17 protein-coding genes are annotated in these 16,577 nt (G+C 31.9%); 10 read left to right on the plus strand and 7 right to left on the minus strand.

Annotated elements, in window-relative coordinates:
- Nucleotides 1-27: 27 nt before the first annotated feature.
- The 4 genes from FN795_RS00270 to FN795_RS00285 form a co-directional block, all read right to left on the minus strand.
- The gene (locus FN795_RS00270) at nt 28-762 is read right to left on the minus strand and encodes a DUF3667 domain-containing protein (protein WP_142448738.1); all 735 of its coding nucleotides are present in this window, start codon (nt 760-762) and stop codon (nt 28-30) included.
- 9 nt (nt 763-771) lie between these two features.
- Nucleotides 772-1,158, minus strand: a complete 387-nt coding sequence (locus FN795_RS00275; RefSeq protein WP_142448739.1) for a DoxX family protein — start codon at nt 1,156-1,158, stop codon at nt 772-774.
- A gap of 86 nt (nt 1,159-1,244) precedes the next feature.
- Entirely contained in the window at nt 1,245-2,033 is a 789-nt protein-coding gene (locus tag FN795_RS00280) for an anti-sigma factor (RefSeq protein ID WP_142448740.1), read from the minus strand.
- The gene (locus tag FN795_RS00285) at nt 2,033-2,563 is read right to left on the minus strand and encodes an RNA polymerase sigma factor (RefSeq protein WP_142448741.1); all 531 of its coding nucleotides are present in this window, start codon (nt 2,561-2,563) and stop codon (nt 2,033-2,035) included. The genes FN795_RS00280 and FN795_RS00285 overlap by 1 nt, the downstream gene beginning before the upstream one ends.
- A gap of 366 nt (nt 2,564-2,929) precedes the next feature.
- On the opposite strand from FN795_RS00285, the gene FN795_RS21600 reads away from it, so the two are divergent.
- Together FN795_RS21600 and FN795_RS00290 are read left to right on the plus strand one after the other, a co-directional pair.
- Entirely contained in the window at nt 2,930-3,064 is a 135-nt protein-coding gene (locus FN795_RS21600; RefSeq protein WP_262711377.1) for a hypothetical protein, read from the plus strand.
- 431 nt (nt 3,065-3,495) lie between these two features.
- A complete protein-coding gene (locus FN795_RS00290) occupies nt 3,496-4,080 on the plus strand; it encodes a glutathione peroxidase (protein WP_142448742.1) in 585 nt (194 codons plus the stop codon).
- Between the two features lie 196 nt (nt 4,081-4,276).
- Here FN795_RS00290 and FN795_RS00295 read toward each other — a convergent pair whose 3' ends face one another.
- A complete protein-coding gene (locus FN795_RS00295) occupies nt 4,277-4,774 on the minus strand; it encodes a GNAT family N-acetyltransferase (RefSeq protein ID WP_142448743.1) in 498 nt (165 codons plus the stop codon).
- A gap of 27 nt (nt 4,775-4,801) precedes the next feature.
- On the minus strand, nt 4,802-5,977 hold the full coding sequence (locus tag FN795_RS00300) for a thioredoxin family protein (RefSeq protein WP_142448744.1): 1,176 nt from the start codon (nt 5,975-5,977) through the stop codon (nt 4,802-4,804).
- A 174-nt stretch (nt 5,978-6,151) separates the two neighbouring features.
- Here FN795_RS00300 and menD point away from each other — a divergent pair, with 174 nt between their 5' ends.
- Both menD and FN795_RS00310 read left to right on the plus strand, forming a co-directional pair.
- Complete coding sequence (menD, locus tag FN795_RS00305; protein ID WP_142448745.1) at nt 6,152-7,816, plus strand: 2-succinyl-5-enolpyruvyl-6-hydroxy-3-cyclohexene-1-carboxylic-acid synthase; 1,665 nt, start codon at nt 6,152-6,154, stop codon at nt 7,814-7,816.
- 93 nt (nt 7,817-7,909) lie between these two features.
- Nucleotides 7,910-8,251, plus strand: coding sequence for a DUF2853 family protein (locus tag FN795_RS00310; RefSeq protein ID WP_142448746.1), 342 nt, complete (start codon nt 7,910-7,912; stop codon nt 8,249-8,251).
- 49 nt (nt 8,252-8,300) lie between these two features.
- Here FN795_RS00310 and FN795_RS00315 read toward each other — a convergent pair whose 3' ends face one another.
- Nucleotides 8,301-9,650, minus strand: coding sequence for a M28 family metallopeptidase (locus FN795_RS00315; RefSeq protein WP_142448747.1), 1,350 nt, complete (start codon nt 9,648-9,650; stop codon nt 8,301-8,303).
- A 142-nt stretch (nt 9,651-9,792) separates the two neighbouring features.
- On the opposite strand from FN795_RS00315, the gene FN795_RS00320 reads away from it, so the two are divergent.
- The 6 genes from FN795_RS00320 to menC all read left to right on the plus strand — a co-directional run bounded on the left by FN795_RS00320 (nt 9,793) and on the right by menC (nt 16,564).
- On the plus strand, nt 9,793-10,650 hold the full coding sequence (locus FN795_RS00320; protein WP_035643656.1) for a CvfB family protein: 858 nt from the start codon (nt 9,793-9,795) through the stop codon (nt 10,648-10,650).
- 726 nt (nt 10,651-11,376) lie between these two features.
- On the plus strand, nt 11,377-12,210 hold the full coding sequence (locus FN795_RS00325) for a 1,4-dihydroxy-2-naphthoyl-CoA synthase (protein WP_012024845.1): 834 nt from the start codon (nt 11,377-11,379) through the stop codon (nt 12,208-12,210).
- A 108-nt stretch (nt 12,211-12,318) separates the two neighbouring features.
- Nucleotides 12,319-13,281 (plus strand): 1,4-dihydroxy-2-naphthoate octaprenyltransferase, encoded by a 963-nt coding sequence (gene menA / locus FN795_RS00330; protein WP_035643660.1) that lies wholly within the window; start codon nt 12,319-12,321, stop codon nt 13,279-13,281.
- Nucleotides 13,282-13,308: 27 nt separating this feature from the next.
- Nucleotides 13,309-13,986, plus strand: coding sequence for a metal-dependent hydrolase (locus FN795_RS00335; RefSeq protein WP_035643662.1), 678 nt, complete (start codon nt 13,309-13,311; stop codon nt 13,984-13,986).
- Nucleotides 13,987-14,221: 235 nt separating this feature from the next.
- Complete coding sequence (locus FN795_RS00340) at nt 14,222-15,424, plus strand: tetratricopeptide repeat protein (RefSeq protein ID WP_142448748.1); 1,203 nt, start codon at nt 14,222-14,224, stop codon at nt 15,422-15,424.
- A gap of 93 nt (nt 15,425-15,517) precedes the next feature.
- Nucleotides 15,518-16,564 carry an o-succinylbenzoate synthase gene (gene menC, locus FN795_RS00345; protein ID WP_142448749.1) on the plus strand — a complete coding sequence of 349 codons (1,047 nt, stop codon included), beginning with the start codon at nt 15,518-15,520 and terminating at the stop codon, nt 16,562-16,564.
- Nucleotides 16,565-16,577 lie beyond the last annotated feature (13 nt).

The raw sequence follows: 16,577 nt of genomic DNA on the forward strand, positions 1-16,577 counted from the left end.
ACCTTTTTTTATATCAGAATAAAATATTTAAACCGGTAATTTACCCATAATTGCAAGTACAATCGCCGCGACGATAAAAAAGCAAATTAGAAAGATAATATGGCTTAATATGCTTAAAAAGAAAGCTTTTATTTTTGAAATTTTATTAAAAAACTGAATGTTAGTCCAGAATATCAATATCAATCCGATGAAATAAGTTGCTGATGAAAATTTTTGAATTTCTGATGTGCCATTTAAATAAAGCAATATTGGAAATGTCAAAATTTGTACAAAGAGTCTTTGAGATGCTTTAAAAGTATTTAAGACAAAAAATTCAACAAAATTATATCCCTGTTTTCTAAAAACAATATAAGTTCCAATTGTGTAAATGGGAATTGTAGCAATCGTTACCCACGAAAAATGCGTTGCGACCCATTCATTAAATTCATGATAATCTAAAGTTTTATCAACTGAATCGGGAAATGTATTGATGTCGAAATAATGATAGAGCACTCCATAAAGTGTTGCCAAAACAACAACCAAAGAAAGCGGCTTAAAATGCCTGACGCGTTTCCCTTCAATAAATTCACGTACTGAATGTCCTGGTCTCGTAAAAAGCTGTTTTAAAGAATATGTAATTCCTTTGTCAAAATGTAATAAACCATGTTGAATATCGTGCCATAAAAAATGAATATTTATTTTATGAGTTGCCGAAGGCTGTCCGCAATTACTGCAATAATGCCCTTTAAAAACATGATGACAATTTTTACAGATTATTTCCATTATGATAATTTAATTAGATTGTACTTTCTTAAAACCATTCGGGAACATAATTGCCAGCAAAACAACAATCAGCAGAAAGTTATATTCAACACCATTTCTTCCTCCGCCAACAACAAACCAACCTTCTTTAAAATGAACTAATACAATTCCCATTATTAAAACAAAAATCGTTACAAAACCTGCGAGCTTAATATATTTATTAAGAAGTAGAAGTACAGCCGCAATAACATGAGATAATTTAATACTCCAAGCCAGAAAAACGCCAAAAGGAGCAAAACCAATTTGGTTTAAATATAAATTTCCAAAATCATTAATGCCATTATTAAACATTCCGAAAACAGAATGCGTGAGAAGAATAATTGAAACTGCAATTCTTAAGAGTAAATTTCCGTTCATGATGTGGTATTTGGTTATTAATCAATTAAAAATAATAAAAAAGCGCATATTAATATGCGCTTTTTGTTTTTATGCAACGTTTAATTTTAAACTTTTCCTAAAGTGTACAATTGTGTCATTGTTGGTGTTAAACTTCCGCCAGCAGGCTCAAGTGTAATCCCGAAAGCCTCAGCTTCGTTTGTACGATCTACAGCGAAGATTTTATTTGAATTTCCTTCAAAATCGCTCAGTAAACCAATACTTGTTGGAGTTAAAACCGGACTTAATTTCAATGCCCAAACTTGATAAACCATTCCTTTTGGAGGTTTTGGCAAACCAGCCGCATCAATATAAGTTGTTTTAGTTTCTTTATTCCAATACACTTTTGCAAAAGAGGTTGGAGAAACTGCTTGACCGCCAAGTGTTACACCAGTATTTTTGATGTCTCTTACGATGTTTAAACTTTTTTCAGTTTCTTTATTCTGTTGACTTAAAAAAGCAAAATCTCTTTCAATTTTGTTTTTTTCAGTTCCAACAGTAGAAATTGCTTCTTTCGTTTTTGTCAATTCTAAAGTCTGATATCCTAAACCTAACAATAAAAGTACAGCAGCTGCCCAGCCAACATATTGCGACCAGTTTGATGCTGGCTTCATGTCGACTACTTTGCCATGTTTAAGTTCTAGTCTTGCTTTGATTTTTTCAAAATTAGCTACAGAATGGAAAGGAGCGAAGCTTGACGATAAAGCAACAATAGCTTTCTCTATCGAAATTATTTCAGCATCGACCTCTGGATTCTTTTTAGCTAATTCGGTAATTTCTATGTTTTCCTTTTCGGTTAATAAACCATATACATACAGTTCTAATAACCCTGATTCAATATATTCTTGTGCTTCCATTATATTTTTAGATAATTTCTTAAGTCATTAATACAGTTTCTGTTTTGTGTTTTGATAGTCCCCAATGGCATTGCCAATTCTTCTGAAGCTTCTTGTTGGGTATATCCTTTGAAAAATAATAAATTAATAATTTCGATACATTTTGGTTTTAGTTTCTTTACGAACTCTTGGATTCCAATTGCATCAAGCTTATTGCTTAATTTATTACTGTCATCTAACAGATTTACGAAATTATCGGATGAAAGGTTTTTTTGAGTGTTATTAAAATTTTTGGATCTTAATGTATCGATAGAAGTATTTCTAGCAATATTAAGGATCCAGGTGTAAAATCGGCCTTTACTTTCGTTATAAGAATCGATGTTTTTCCAGATTTTAACAAAGACTTCCTGTAAAACATCTTCGGCCTCTTCGCGATTTTTGATGAGTACATTAATGACCGAGAATAAACTTTTCGAGTACATGTCGTACAAATGGGTAAAAGCTCTTTCGTCTTTTTTGTAAATTAAAACTAATAATTCTTCTTGACTCATAGATTGGGATTTTAAAGCTTAAACAATAATTAATATCACATTATTTTATTACCTGAGATAAAGATACTTTATTTTTTTGTGAAAATTATAAATTTTTTAACAGCCAAAAACCTAAGAAACATAAGGGTTTGGAAAAAAAATCAACTTTTTTTTAATTTTTTTTCGATTTTTTAAAACCAAAATTCATCCAATTACGTAAATGCTATTATATAAGAAAATTAAGATGCAGAATAATAGCAAAAAACCTTGATTTAACAGGGAAAATCTAAAAATTAGCTGTCTGAAAGTTCTATAATCATTAAGAAAAAATAAATTTCATTGAAGTTGAAAACGTAAATAAAATCTCAATAAATAAAAAATATGACGATGAATAAGATAAATATTTTAAAAATATTGATTGTTGCTCTTACGAATGTTTTGGCACTTATGAATTTCAGTAAAAATGATTTAAAAAAAGATATTCAGAATATTCATTTTGAAGTTTTGAAGAATATTATTTAATGATTAAAGTTTAATAGTTGGTGTCCTCGGACTTCCAAATAGAAAATTTATTTATAAGCAAGTATTTTCAATTTAAAAACGAGTAAAATTATCCACATATATACGCCATTGAAAAATCAGATGAAAATGCGAATTAGGGTTTAAAATTAATTTTCACCATAACCGAGAGGCATCAACTATAATATGAAATACTATAAAATACAATACGAGCCCGAATAAAGATTAAAGCTCTTTTACAAGGTCTCACTTTAATTTATGAAAACGCAATAAGGCATAATAATTAATTCATGGTTTGATTTGTTTGTATGGGGGGAAGCCTAACGTCTGATTAACGTTAGGCTTCATTTTTTTAACGAATCTTTAATATAAAATAAAATTGCCAAAGCCTTTTTGTAAATCAGATTTTAACTAATTTTATAAAAAATTAAACAATGAAAAAAATAGTATTTATAGCTTGCAGTGTTGCTTTTTTATTCGCTTCACAAGTTCAGGCTCAAACGAGTAATAAAAAATCGAAAACAGAGAAAGCTATGGCAAAAGAAACCATTTATCAGTTTAAGGTTGAAGATTTATCAGGAAAAACTTTTGATTTTGCTTCTTTAAAAGGAAAAAAAGTACTGATTGTGAATACAGCATCAAAATGTGGTTTAACGCCTCAGTACAAAGACCTTGAAGCAGTTTATAAAGAATACAAAGACAAAAATTTTGTAATTGTAGGTTTTCCAGCAAATAATTTTGCAGGGCAGGAACCTGGAACAAATGAAGAAATCGCTACTTTTTGTCAGCTGAATTATGGTGTAACTTTTCCAATGATGGACAAAGTTTCTGTAAAAGGTGATGATATGTGCGAAGTGTACAAATTCTTGACTCAAAAATCTAAAAACGGTTTGCAAGATTCTGAAGTAGAATGGAATTTTCAAAAATATTTAATTAATGAAAAAGGAGAATTAGTTAAAGTAATTAAGCCTAAAACTTTAGTTACAGATCCTGAAGTTATCAATTGGATTAAAAGCTAATCATAAGACCGAAACCCAAAAATCCACAAATTTGAGAAATTCAAGTTTGTGGATTTTTTTTAGCTGTCAGACTGAGCGAAGTCGAAGTCTCACAAAGTTATTTAGCAATCGGGACTTCGACTTCGATCAGCCTGACAAAAAAGCAATTATTTTTTAATCTTTGCGAACCTTGCGTAAGTCTTTGCGCTCATTGCGGTTAAACCAATATCAACTGCATGAAAACCAAATCCAACCAGTGATCAAATTTGTAACCTACTTCGCGGATTGTTCCTGTTGCAACAAAACCAAATCTTTCATGAAAAGCAATACTTCCAGCATTATCTGCATCAATTGCGCCTATCATAACATGATAACCTTGTTCTTTTGCTAAACGAATTAATTCAGTCAATAATTTTGACCCAATTCCTTTTCCGATAACATTATCAACTACATAAACAGAATGTTCGACCGTATATTGATAACCAATTTTTTCCCGAAACTGACCATAACTTCCAAAACCTACAACTTCACCATTTATATCGGCAACAACAATAGGAAGATTTTTAGCTTTTTTATCTTCAAACCATTTGGTCTGCACTTCAAGAGTTTGAATGTCATAACTATAATTTGCCGTCGTATGCAAAATAGAATGATTTACAATCGCTAGAATTTTTTCTAAATCATTTTCTGTTGCTGGCCTTAATTGTACTTCCATGTTAAATGTATTGGTAATTTTAATTGGTTATTTTGTGTTTAATTCAGCTAATAAAGTGTCAACTTCTTTTGGGTTCCAAGTCATTTCGGTGCAAATAACTTTGGCATCTTTGGCATATTGCAGCGCCATTTTTTTGTCTTTAATTTTATTATAAAGTCGGGCCAGCAATAAATTTCCGTCGTATGAATCATTAATTTCCAACGAATGTTTTACCCAGAAAATTGATTTTTTTAAACTTTCAGTGTCGTTAATATGTTTTAGATACGTTTGTCCGATATCTTTCAAAAAACTTGAGTCGTTCCAAACTAATTTTTGTGTGTTTTCCAAAGTTGTTTTTTTGTAAAACTGCCATTTTTCGGTTCTTTCGGCTAATGTCAGGTCAAATTTAAAAACCAAAGAATCAGTTTTTTGAAGACGGATTGATTTTGCAACTTCTCTTTGTTTATAATAATTTACGGTATCTAAATTATCTACATAAGGGCGAAGTAATTCGGTTACAATACTTTCAATTTTGCGGTCTACACGATTTTGAGATGCAACAGCAGCAAATTCTTTTTGATGTTTTAAAACGAATTGAAATTCTCTCGAATTAATATCGGTAACGCCATTGGCAATAATTCTCCAATTTGTTTCGCTGATTAATTGTGCATCAGATTGTGTATTCAGGTAAACATGAGTTGGCGGCGACAAATCTGTTCTGTCTTTTCCTTTCTTTAAACTGTTTAAATAAGTAAAAAACTTATCTGAATTGCTTGGATCCGACATGAATTCTTTTTCTAAATACGGCAATTGCATTTTTGAATTCAGTGCATATTTTACTTCGGACATAAACTCTGGCGTTTTCATTTCGCCTTTTAGTGCATATAAAAGCGTTTCATTGGCATCCAAAAACAAAAAAGTTGGAAGCGATTTGGTGTTGTATTTGTTTTTCAGCGCAATTCCTTCTTCTTTTTCAATGTTTTTCCAGATGCAGATATAGTTTTCTTTTAAAAAAGACATCACGTTTGGATCACTAAAAACTTCCTTTTTCATTTGATTGCAATGTGGACACCAATCTGCATACAGCATTATAAAAAGTGGTTTCCCTTCTTTTTTCGCATTTTCCAATGCAGTTTTATACGGCGTATCATCCGGAATAAACTGATTTTGAGATTTTACAGTTTGCAACGAAAGAAAAAGTACTGCAATATATAGGAAACGCATACGAAGTATATTTTTATTACAAATTCACTTTTACAAATATATTCCCTTTTTCTAAAAAGCGCCTTAATATCTTCCTATTTATAAGTTAAATCAAATACGAAGTTTGTAACTTTGTAATAGTAAAAGAAAATGCTGAATTTTAGATTTTCTTTAAAAAAGTAATACGCTACAGGAATGATTTACCCCAAAATACCGCTTGCACAAAGCATTATCGAAATTTGTTCAGCAAAAGGAATCACTAATATCATTATTTCTCCAGGTTCAAGAAACGCGCCTTTGACGATAGGATTTGCCCAAAATTCGAATTTTAAGTGTTATAGCATTGCCGACGAGCGTTGTGCAGCATTTTTTGCCTTAGGAATTGCACAACAAACTAAAATGCCAACAGCAATTGTTTGTACTTCAGGATCAGCTTTATTGAATTATTATCCCGCTGTGGCTGAAGCTTTTTACAGCCAAATTCCATTAATTGTTATTTCTGCAGATCGTCCTCAAAACAAAATTGATATTGGAGACGGGCAAACGATTCGTCAGCAAAATGTTTTTGAAAATCATTCGGTTTTTAATGCCAATTTAACAGAAGAAGCTTCTGTTGAAAATGATTTGAAAATCAATAAAGCGATTGAAACTTCAATACTTCAAAAAGGTCCGGTTCATATCAATGCGCCTTTTGAAGAGCCTTTGTATGAAACTGTTGAAACGCTTTCTGTTCAGCCAAAAATAACAACTTTGGAAGAAGAAGTTCCAACCAAAATTATTGATAATAGCGAAGAAACTGCTTCCATTTGGAATTCGGCTAAAAGAAAACTAATTCTTATTGGAGGAATAAATGAAGTAAACTCTATAGAACAGGAAATTTTGGAAAATTTCGCCAACGATCCATCAATTGTTGTACTTACAGAAACTACTTCGAACTTACATCATCCGAGTTTTATTAATAGCATAGATACTTTAATTACACCATTTGACGATTGTGATTTTAAAGAGTTGGAAGCAGAAGTTTTAATCACTTTTGGAGGTATGATTGTATCAAAACGTATTAAAGCTTTTTTACGCAAGTATAAACCTGCACATCACTGGCACATAGATACTTTACGTGCATATAATACATTTAATGCTTTAAGTAAACATTTTGTAATGGAGCCAAATGATTTTTTTAAAGATCTGCTTCCAAAAACAGAATTTGTAGTTAGTAATTACTTTAAGAAAATCGATAAAATTTATAGTCTAAGAAATAAAAGAAAAGAAGAATATTTAAAGAAAATTCCATTTTCAGATTTTAAAGTTTTTGAAAAAATAATTGAATCACTTCCTAAGAACATCCAATTACAAATTAGTAATAGTTCGGCAATTCGTTATGCACAATTAATTGATATTGATGATTCTATTGAGGTTTTTTGCAATAGAGGAACGAGTGGAATTGATGGAAGTACATCAACAGCAATTGGTGCGGCAGTAGGAAGTGAGAAACAAGGAATTTTTATTACTGGTGACATTAGTTTTCTATACGATAGTAATGCTTTGTGGAATTCGTACATTCCGAAAAACTTCAAAATTATTTTGATTAATAATGGAGGAGGAGGAATCTTCAGAATTTTGCCTGGACATGAAGAAAAACCTGTTTTTAATACTTATTTTGAAACCTCGCACAATTTGACAGCAGAACATTTGGCGAAAATGTATCAATTCAATTATGTGCAAGCTTGTGATAACGAATCACTGGAAAAAGGTATTTCTGATTTATATGCTGATAATAATTCACCGGTTATCTTAGAAATTTTCACTCCAACAGCTCAAAACGATATTATTCTGAAGCAATATTTTAAAGAATTGAATTAATTTTTTTTGTAAGTTAAATTTTGTTAAAATTTACAAAACAAACATTTTTAATTTTAAATTTGGCTGCATTAATTGTAACCAATATTTAAAATTATGAGCGCTAGAGAAGAATTAATTAAGAAGTACGCTGGAGACTTAAAGGAAAAATGCGGTGTAACACCAAACATGGATTTGTTGACTAAAGTTACGATTGGCTGTGGGCCATCAATTTATAATGCAGATTCATCTACAGTTGCATCTTCACAACAATCTGAATTAGATACTGTAAAGAAAAACTTTTTGATTAAAAAATTAGGATTGAAAGACGGTCCAGATTTAGATGCAGGTATTAAGGCAGTGATTGAGAAATACGGTCATGCTAATAAGCACAAGTACAGAGCTGTAATTTATTATTTATTGACGCTTCACTTTAAAAAAGAAAGTGTTTACAAATAAGAATTAAAAGAAAAAGCGCCAATTTGGCGCTTTTATTTTTTTAGTTTGTTTATTTAATTGGAATTGGAAAAACTGGTAAACTCGCATGGCCTAAAGCATCTACAGTCTGCACAGCAAAAAAGTAATTATCTTTAGAATAAGGAATTTCTGCCTGTGTATCTTTCACAAAAATTGTTTTTTCCCAATGTGACGATGAAGTTTCTCTCATTAGAATCTGATAACCATATTGCGCTTTTCCTTCTGGAGCTGACCAAATCAGAGTAGATGAATTTGAAAGTTTTTTAACTTCAATTCCAACATTTTCTGGCGCTTTTGGTGATGAAGCAAGATTAGCCAAGGTTGCCAAATTAGCACAAGTATTTTTTCTTAAATAATCAAAATCCATAAATTCAGGCAAATCGCCATATTGAATATTGTTCTCTGTTCTTAAATCTTGGTGTTGATGATCAAAATTTTCATTCATTTCACAAAAGCGAACTGCTGTAAAACCATTTTGGCTAAATGGTGTATGGTCGCCGCCTCTTAAAAAACGATCATTTCTATATACTAATTTTACTTTCAATTGATCTACATATTGTTCCGTAGCCGTTTTAATGTATCTAGCCAAAAGTCTTGAAGGACTATCATTGTCACGGCTTATGGCTTTACGCATTTTAGCTTCTTCCTCCGTTTCTAAATACGGAATTGTTTCACTAAAAATACGAACTTGAGTGTTATCTCTTAAATTAGTTCCGCTTGATAAACTGTTACCAATCATATCATTATTAAGCATTGCTACAATATTCCAGTTTTGTTCTTTCGCTTTTTCAGCAAGATGACGTGCTCCAATTAAACCTTGTTCCTCGCCGGTTACAGCAACAAATATAATAGTGGCTGGAAAAGATCTTTTGCTCATTACTTTTGCCAACTCAATAACTGCAGCAACACCAGAACCATCATCATTTGCTCCCGGCGCATTCGACTTTATATTCATAACATCTGTAACTCGGGAATCTAAATGTCCGCTAATAATCAGAACGCGATTATCTGTTGGATCAGTTCCTTTTAAAGTAGCCATTACATTTCCAATCTGACTGTCGACATTAATTCTTTTTCCATCCGCTTTAACGGTGAAATAATCAATCTCAGAAGTTAATCTTCCGTTTGATTCCAAAGCAAATTTGTCAAATTCCGATTTTACCCATTGCTGCGCAGCACCAATTCCCTTGGTTTTATTTTTAGGATCACTTAAAGTATGGCGGGTTCCAAAAGAAACTAATTTATGAATTGTTGCTTCAAGATTTTCAGCTTTGATTTCACTAATCATTTTCTTTATTTCAGGATCTTCAGAGACTTGAGAAACAGAAACCTGAGTGAATAATAAAAAGGCAAAAGCAGAATAAATAATGGTCTTTTTCATTGATTTGGGATTAATTATAGGTTTCCAAATTTAACCAAAAGGAATAAACTACAATATAATGTATGCTTCTTTTTTTATCTAAAACATTTTTCGGATTACCATTCTCAAACTTCGTACATTTGCAGCATAGAAATTTAAGAATATGCTTGAAATAGGAAAATACAATACACTTACTATATTACGTGATACTAAAGTGGGTTTGTTTTTGGGAAATCCTGAAAAAGATCCTGATGGAATTCACGATGTTTTACTTCCAAATAAATATGTTCCGAATGAATTTGAAATAGGCGAAGAACTTGTTGTTTTCGTTTATTTGGATCATGAACAGCGACCAGTTGCAACAACACTTGAACCTTATATTTTGTTGAATGAATTTGCACTTTTGAGAGTAAATTACATTAATCAGGTTGGTGCTTTTATGGATTGGGGAATGGAAAAAGATATTCTTGTTCCGTTTAAAGAGCAGGCGCGCCCAATGGAAAAAGGAAAACGTTACTTGGTATATTTATATTTAGACGAAAAAACGAAACGTTTAGTAGCTTCAAGTAAAACGAATCAGTTTTTAAACAATGATCATTTGACGGTTGAAAAAGGTGAGGAAGTTGATTTGATTGTTTCTCATATCACTGAAATCGGAATCAATGTAATTATCAATGAACAGCACAAAGGTCTTTTATACAAAGATGAAGTATATGATGATTCAATACGAACTGGAGACAGAATGCGCGGTTATATCAAAAACATTCGTCCTGATAATAAAATAGATGTTGCTTTGCAAGTTCAGGGTTATCAGAGTATTGAGCCAAATGCTGAGAAAATTCTAGATGAATTAAGAGCCAATCGCGGTTTCTTACGTTTAAATGATAATTCGCATCCAGAAGATATAAAAACGGTATTGAAAATGAGTAAAAAGACTTTTAAAAAGGCTGTAGGAGCTTTATACAAGGAAAAACTTATTGAAATAAAAGAAGACGGAATTTATCTTGTAAAAGAGAATTAGAATTCTAAAATTTAATATAACAAGAAAGGCCGCTCATTACAAGCAGCCTTTCTCTTTTTATTCTAGTTTTAAAAAAAATTGTAATTAAAAAAAAACAGAAATAAAATAATTCGAATCCATTTAAAAAATAATAGCTTTATTAATTTTAGAAATTACTTTTCATCATGGGTATGTCTTTTAAATAATCAATACATTCATTTTTATTAGCAAAATCTCGATTTCACGGCTAATCCATTTGGTTTGATAAAATAACTTTTAGAAAGTTTCAGTTAGTATTTTTTTCCTCTTTTCGTAATCAATTTTCTATACTAATTACATTCAACAATTCTATTGTTTAACCGTAGGTGCTACTATCTCCTTTTTGAAGTTTTAACAAACGCATAAATCATTTGCTCACTATTTAAGGTTTTTTTACTAATCAGAACCGTAAAAAAATGAGCGACAAATTTTTTAAATTTTCTCAAAAAAATCATTTTTTAGGTTAATAAATCAGTGAAAGAAAATCAATCTAATATCAACAAAATAAAATGTATCTCGTTGATTTCTAGGGTGTAAAATTACTTATTATTTTTTAAAACTAATGTTAAAAAGTGTTATTTTTTGTAAGTAAATACCAATTGTTAACATTGAGTGCTGTTTTGTGGTAAGACTTAAATCAAATTGAGTAGGTAAAAATGTAAAAATGCTTTATTTTTACACTATAATTATTAAAACAAACAGATAAAAATGGATTGGATTACTGCCAGAGAATTTGAAGATATAACCTATAAAAAATGTAATGGAGTTGCCAGAATTGCTTTCAACAGACCAAATGTGAGAAATGCTTTTCGTCCAAAAACAACTTCAGAATTATACCAGGCCTTTTATGATGCACAGGAAGATACTTCAATTGGAGTCGTTTTGCTTTCAGCAGAAGGTCCGTCAACTAAAGATGGAGTTTATTCTTTTTGCAGCGGAGGCGACCAAAATGCACGCGGACATCAAGGTTATGTGGGAGATGATGGACAACACCGTTTGAATATTCTTGAAGTACAGCGTTTGATTCGTTTTATGCCAAAAGTAGTTATTGCTGTAGTTCCAGGTTGGGCAGTTGGAGGCGGACATAGTTTGCACGTTGTTTGCGATATGACGCTGGCAAGTAAAGAACATGCCATTTTTAAACAAACAGATGCAGATGTAACAAGTTTTGACGGCGGTTACGGATCTGCTTATTTAGCTAAAATGGTAGGACAGAAAAAAGCACGTGAAATTTTCTTTTTAGGAAGAAATTATTCAGCGCAGGAAGCTTTCGAAATGGGAATGGTAAATGCTGTTATTCCGCATGATGAGCTTGAAGCAACAGCTTATGAATGGGCACAGGAAATTCTGCAAAAATCACCAACTTCTATCAAAATGCTGAAATTCGCCATGAACTTAACAGACGACGGAATGGTTGGCCAGCAAGTTTTTGCCGGAGAAGCAACTCGTCTGGCATACATGACAGAAGAAGCGAAAGAAGGTCGAAACGCATTTTTAGAAAAAAGAAAACCAAACTTTGGCGAAAATAAATGGTTGCCATAAATTAATAAAATTGTTTCAGGTTTCAAGTTTCATGTTACATGTTCTGTAGAAAACGTGAAACCCGGAACTTGAAACTTGAAACTTGAAACCAAATAAACTAAAATATAAATGAAACATTGGATTGAAGCCGCAAGATTGCGCACATTGCCTTTATCAGTTTCTGGAATTATCGTTGGAAGTATTTATGCTTTATCAAACCCAACAGAAACAATTAATACGCCGACAGAAGTATTTAGCTGGAAAATTTTTGGTTTTGCACTTTTAACAACATTAGGTTTACAGGTTTTATCCAATTTTGCCAATGATTATGGCGATGGAGTAAAAGGTACAGATAACGCTGACAGAGTAGGGCCACAACGCGCTATTCAGAGCGGAAAAATTACACCTCAGGCCATGAAAAAAGCAATAATAATTACTTCATTATTAACACTTTTATCGGCTATAATATTGATTTATTTTGCATTTGGAAAAGATAACTTTGGGTATTCGATTTTCTTTTTATTATTAGGAATTGCAGCAATTGTTTCAGCAATTCGTTATACTGTTGGAAATTCAGCTTACGGTTACAAAGGATTTGGAGATGTTTTTGTTTTTGTATTCTTCGGATTGGTAAGTACTTTGGGGGTTAATTTTTTGTATTCCAAAGAAGTTGATCCGCTGTTGATTCTTCCTGCAATTTCAATTGGTTTGCTTAGCGTTGGTGTTTTAAATCTAAATAATATGCGCGATGAAGAATCAGACAGAAAATCAGGAAAAAACACAATTGTGGTTCAAATTGGTGGAGCAAAAGCTAAAATTTACCATTTTACATTGATTATTACAGCTATGATTTTGGTAGTTGTTTTTGCTATTTTGAGCGATTATAATTTTGACCAATACTTATTTTTACTAGCCTATATTCCTTTAACAAAGCATTTAATTACTGTTTCTAAAAATCAGGACCCTAAGCTTTTAGATCCCGAATTAAAAAAAGTAGCGCTAAGCACTTTTCTGCTTTCATTATTACTGACAATCTGCATGATTTCACTGATTTCAGATATTATCGTTAACCTTTTTCTTGGAGGAAGATAACCAAGTTCAATTTTAAAAAATAAGATCATGAAAATAACATTTTACGGACACGCTTCTTTAGGAATCGAAGTTGGAGGAAAACATATTATTGTTGACCCTTTTATTACCGGAAACCCAGCTGCTGCAGCAATCGACCTTAGAGATTTAAAGGCCGATTATATTTTACTTACACACGCACACGCTGATCACGTTTTAGATGTTCAGGCTATTGCAAAACTTACAAATGCTGTTATTGTTTCAAATGCAGAAATTGCAAGTTATTACGCAAAATTAGGTTTTAATTCACATCCGATGAATCACGGCGGAAGCTGGAAATTCGACTTTGGGAAAGTTAAATATGTAAATGCTATTCATTCAAGTACTTTTCCTGACGGCACTAACGGAGGAAATCCGGGTGGATTTGTAATTGAAGGTGAGCACAAGAATATTTACATCGCCGGAGATACTGCCCTTACAATGGATATGAAATTGATTCCTATGCGAACAGAATTAGATTTGGCAATTCTTCCAATCGGAAATAACTTCACAATGGATGTCGAAGATGCTATTATCGCTTCAGACTTTGTAGAATGCGACAAAGTTTTAGGCTATCATTTTGATACTTTTGGCTATATCGAAATCAATCACGAAGAAGCAATCAAAAAGTTTTTCGATAAAGGAAAAGATTTGATGTTGTTAGGAATCGGAGAGTCAATCGAACTATAATTATCAATTTAAATATAGCCGAAAGAAGGAGCCAATCCCGCTTTCGGCTATATCTTTTTTAGGCAATGAAAAATTGCCCAAAAAAGGATACCGCCTCTATCGGGGCTAGGGCACTCGGTTTCATAAGAAATATTTTGGCATAATTTTTACTAAGATTATTGATTATCCATGAAATTAACTACAAATAAAAAGTAGAGAAATTGGTGTAATTCTTGGCAAAAAACAATCATTCAATATGACTTTCAAAAAAATAATTCTATCACTTTTAATTACTTTTTCTTTTAGCGCTTTTGCACAAAAAGATGGTTATTGGGATAAAGAACGCGCAACAACAAAAGAAATAATTGTTTCTGCCCGTGACCGAATCACAATAAAAACAGAAGATCTTCCCGTTGGAACCACTGAAATTGTATACAGAATCACACTTTTGGATGAAAATCAACAAATGGCAAACAGTTTGGTTTCTGTGTTAAAATCAATTCCAGATCCAACTGGGGTGAGTCAGGGTTCAGCTGGAGCTGTATTTATAATGTCCAAGATTTCAGGAGATGATACTTGTACTTACGCCTTATTTACATCTGCAGAAAATGCAAAAAAATACATTGACGACGGAAAAACAGACAAAGCTTGTTATGCTCAAGAAGAACCTTTAAGCAAGGATGCCAAAAGATTATCGCTAGATAAATCGACTTGTTTAGGGCAAAATGTAAGCACAATTTGGTTTGGATTTCATAGCAAAAACTGGCTATTAAATCAAAAAGTTGTTTTAGAAGTTGTGCCTTGGGTGGATACAAAATTAAATCGTGGCTGGAATCAGGATAACAAAAATGAAATAATCAGTTTGTGTAAAACATCGACAATGGCACAAAAAATGGCTAATTCTGATGATTTTTGCGTTTGCATTTTGGATAAAATCATGAAGCAATATCGCTATAGTGAATTTCAAAAACTGCTTCCAATAGAAAAAAATAAAGTTTATAAAGACTTTGGAAACGCTTGTTATAAAGATGCTGATATTTCTAAAAATGTTTTTAACGACCTTAGAAAACAGGCTTCTTTATTAATCAAACAGCAAAAATACAATGAAGCAATTCCTAAATTAAATACTATAATTGGTGAAGGAAAAGCCACCGCATTAGATTACAGTTCAATTGGTTATTGCTATATTTTGACAAAACAATATGAGAAAGCACAAAAGTTTTTACAAGAAGGTGAAAAACTAGATAATACTGAATTATTAGTCAAATTAAACCTGGCACATTTGTATTTGGTGAGCAACAATTATAGTGATGCAAAAGCGATCTACAAAAAATATCAGGATCAAAATGTGACAGATAGTTTAAGTTGGAAAGACAAAACAAAATCAGATTTTGTTATTTTCGAAAAAGCAGGTCTGTCCTCAAAAGATTTTGAAAAAATACTAAAGCTTTATAATTAAAGATTCTAAGCTACTAAGGTGCTAAGATACTAAGTTTTTTAGCATCATTTGCTTCAGCACCATAGAACCTTAGCTTTTTAGCACCTTAAAAAAATGACTGCTACTTACCACAAATACATGCTCGAGTTTAAACGCCCATCTGGAACGTCGCGTGGGGTTATGACCGAGAAAGAAACCTGGTTTATCATTTTAGAAGAAAATGGCAAAAAAGGAATAGGCGAGTGTGGTATTTTGCGCGGTTTAAGCGCTGATGACCGCGACGATTATGAAGAAAAACTGCAGTGGGTTTGCCAAAATATTCATTTGGGTGAAACAGCACTTTGGGAAGCTTTATTAGAATTTCCTTCTATTCAATTTGGACTGGAAATGGCTTTTTTATCTTTAAAAAGTGAAAATCCTCATTTATTGTTTCCTTCTGATTTTACCAATAATTTAAAATCAATTGAGATAAATGGGTTAGTTTGGATGGGCGAAGCGTCTTTCATGAAGGAGCAAATCGAAGACAAATTAGCTGATGGTTTTAAGTGTATAAAACTTAAAATTGGCGCAATAGATTTTCAACGAGAATTAGATTTATTGCAATTCATTAGAACTCATTTTTCAGCTGAACAAATAGAAATTAGAGTTGATGCAAATGGAGCTTTCTCATTAAATGAAGCTTTAGATAAACTAAATCAACTAAAAGAATTTCAATTACATAGTATTGAACAACCTATTAAAAAAGGTAACATTCAAGCAATGCATGATTTATGCAAAGCAACACCATTTCCAATTGCATTAGATGAAGAATTGATAGGTGTATTTTCATTTGAAGATAAAGAGAAGCTATTGCAGGAAATCAAACCGCAATACATCATTTTGAAACCAAGTTTTATCGGAGGTTTCAGAGGAACAAAAGAATGGATTGATTTAGCAGATAAATACGGAATTGGTTGGTGGATCACATCAGCGTTAGAAAGTAATATTGGTCTAAATGCCATCGCGCAATGGACATTCCTGCAAAATTCAAAAATGCCTCAGGGATTAGGAACTGGAGCGCTTTACACCAATAATTTTGATTGTCCGTTAGAAGTTTCTAAAGGACAATTATGGTATAATGTTTCAAAAAAATGGGATTTTTTTGAAATAGATACAAAGTAACAAAGTTGCAAAG

This window comes from Flavobacterium resistens (assembly GCF_900182645.1).
GTDB lineage: Bacteria > Bacteroidota > Bacteroidia > Flavobacteriales > Flavobacteriaceae > Flavobacterium > Flavobacterium resistens.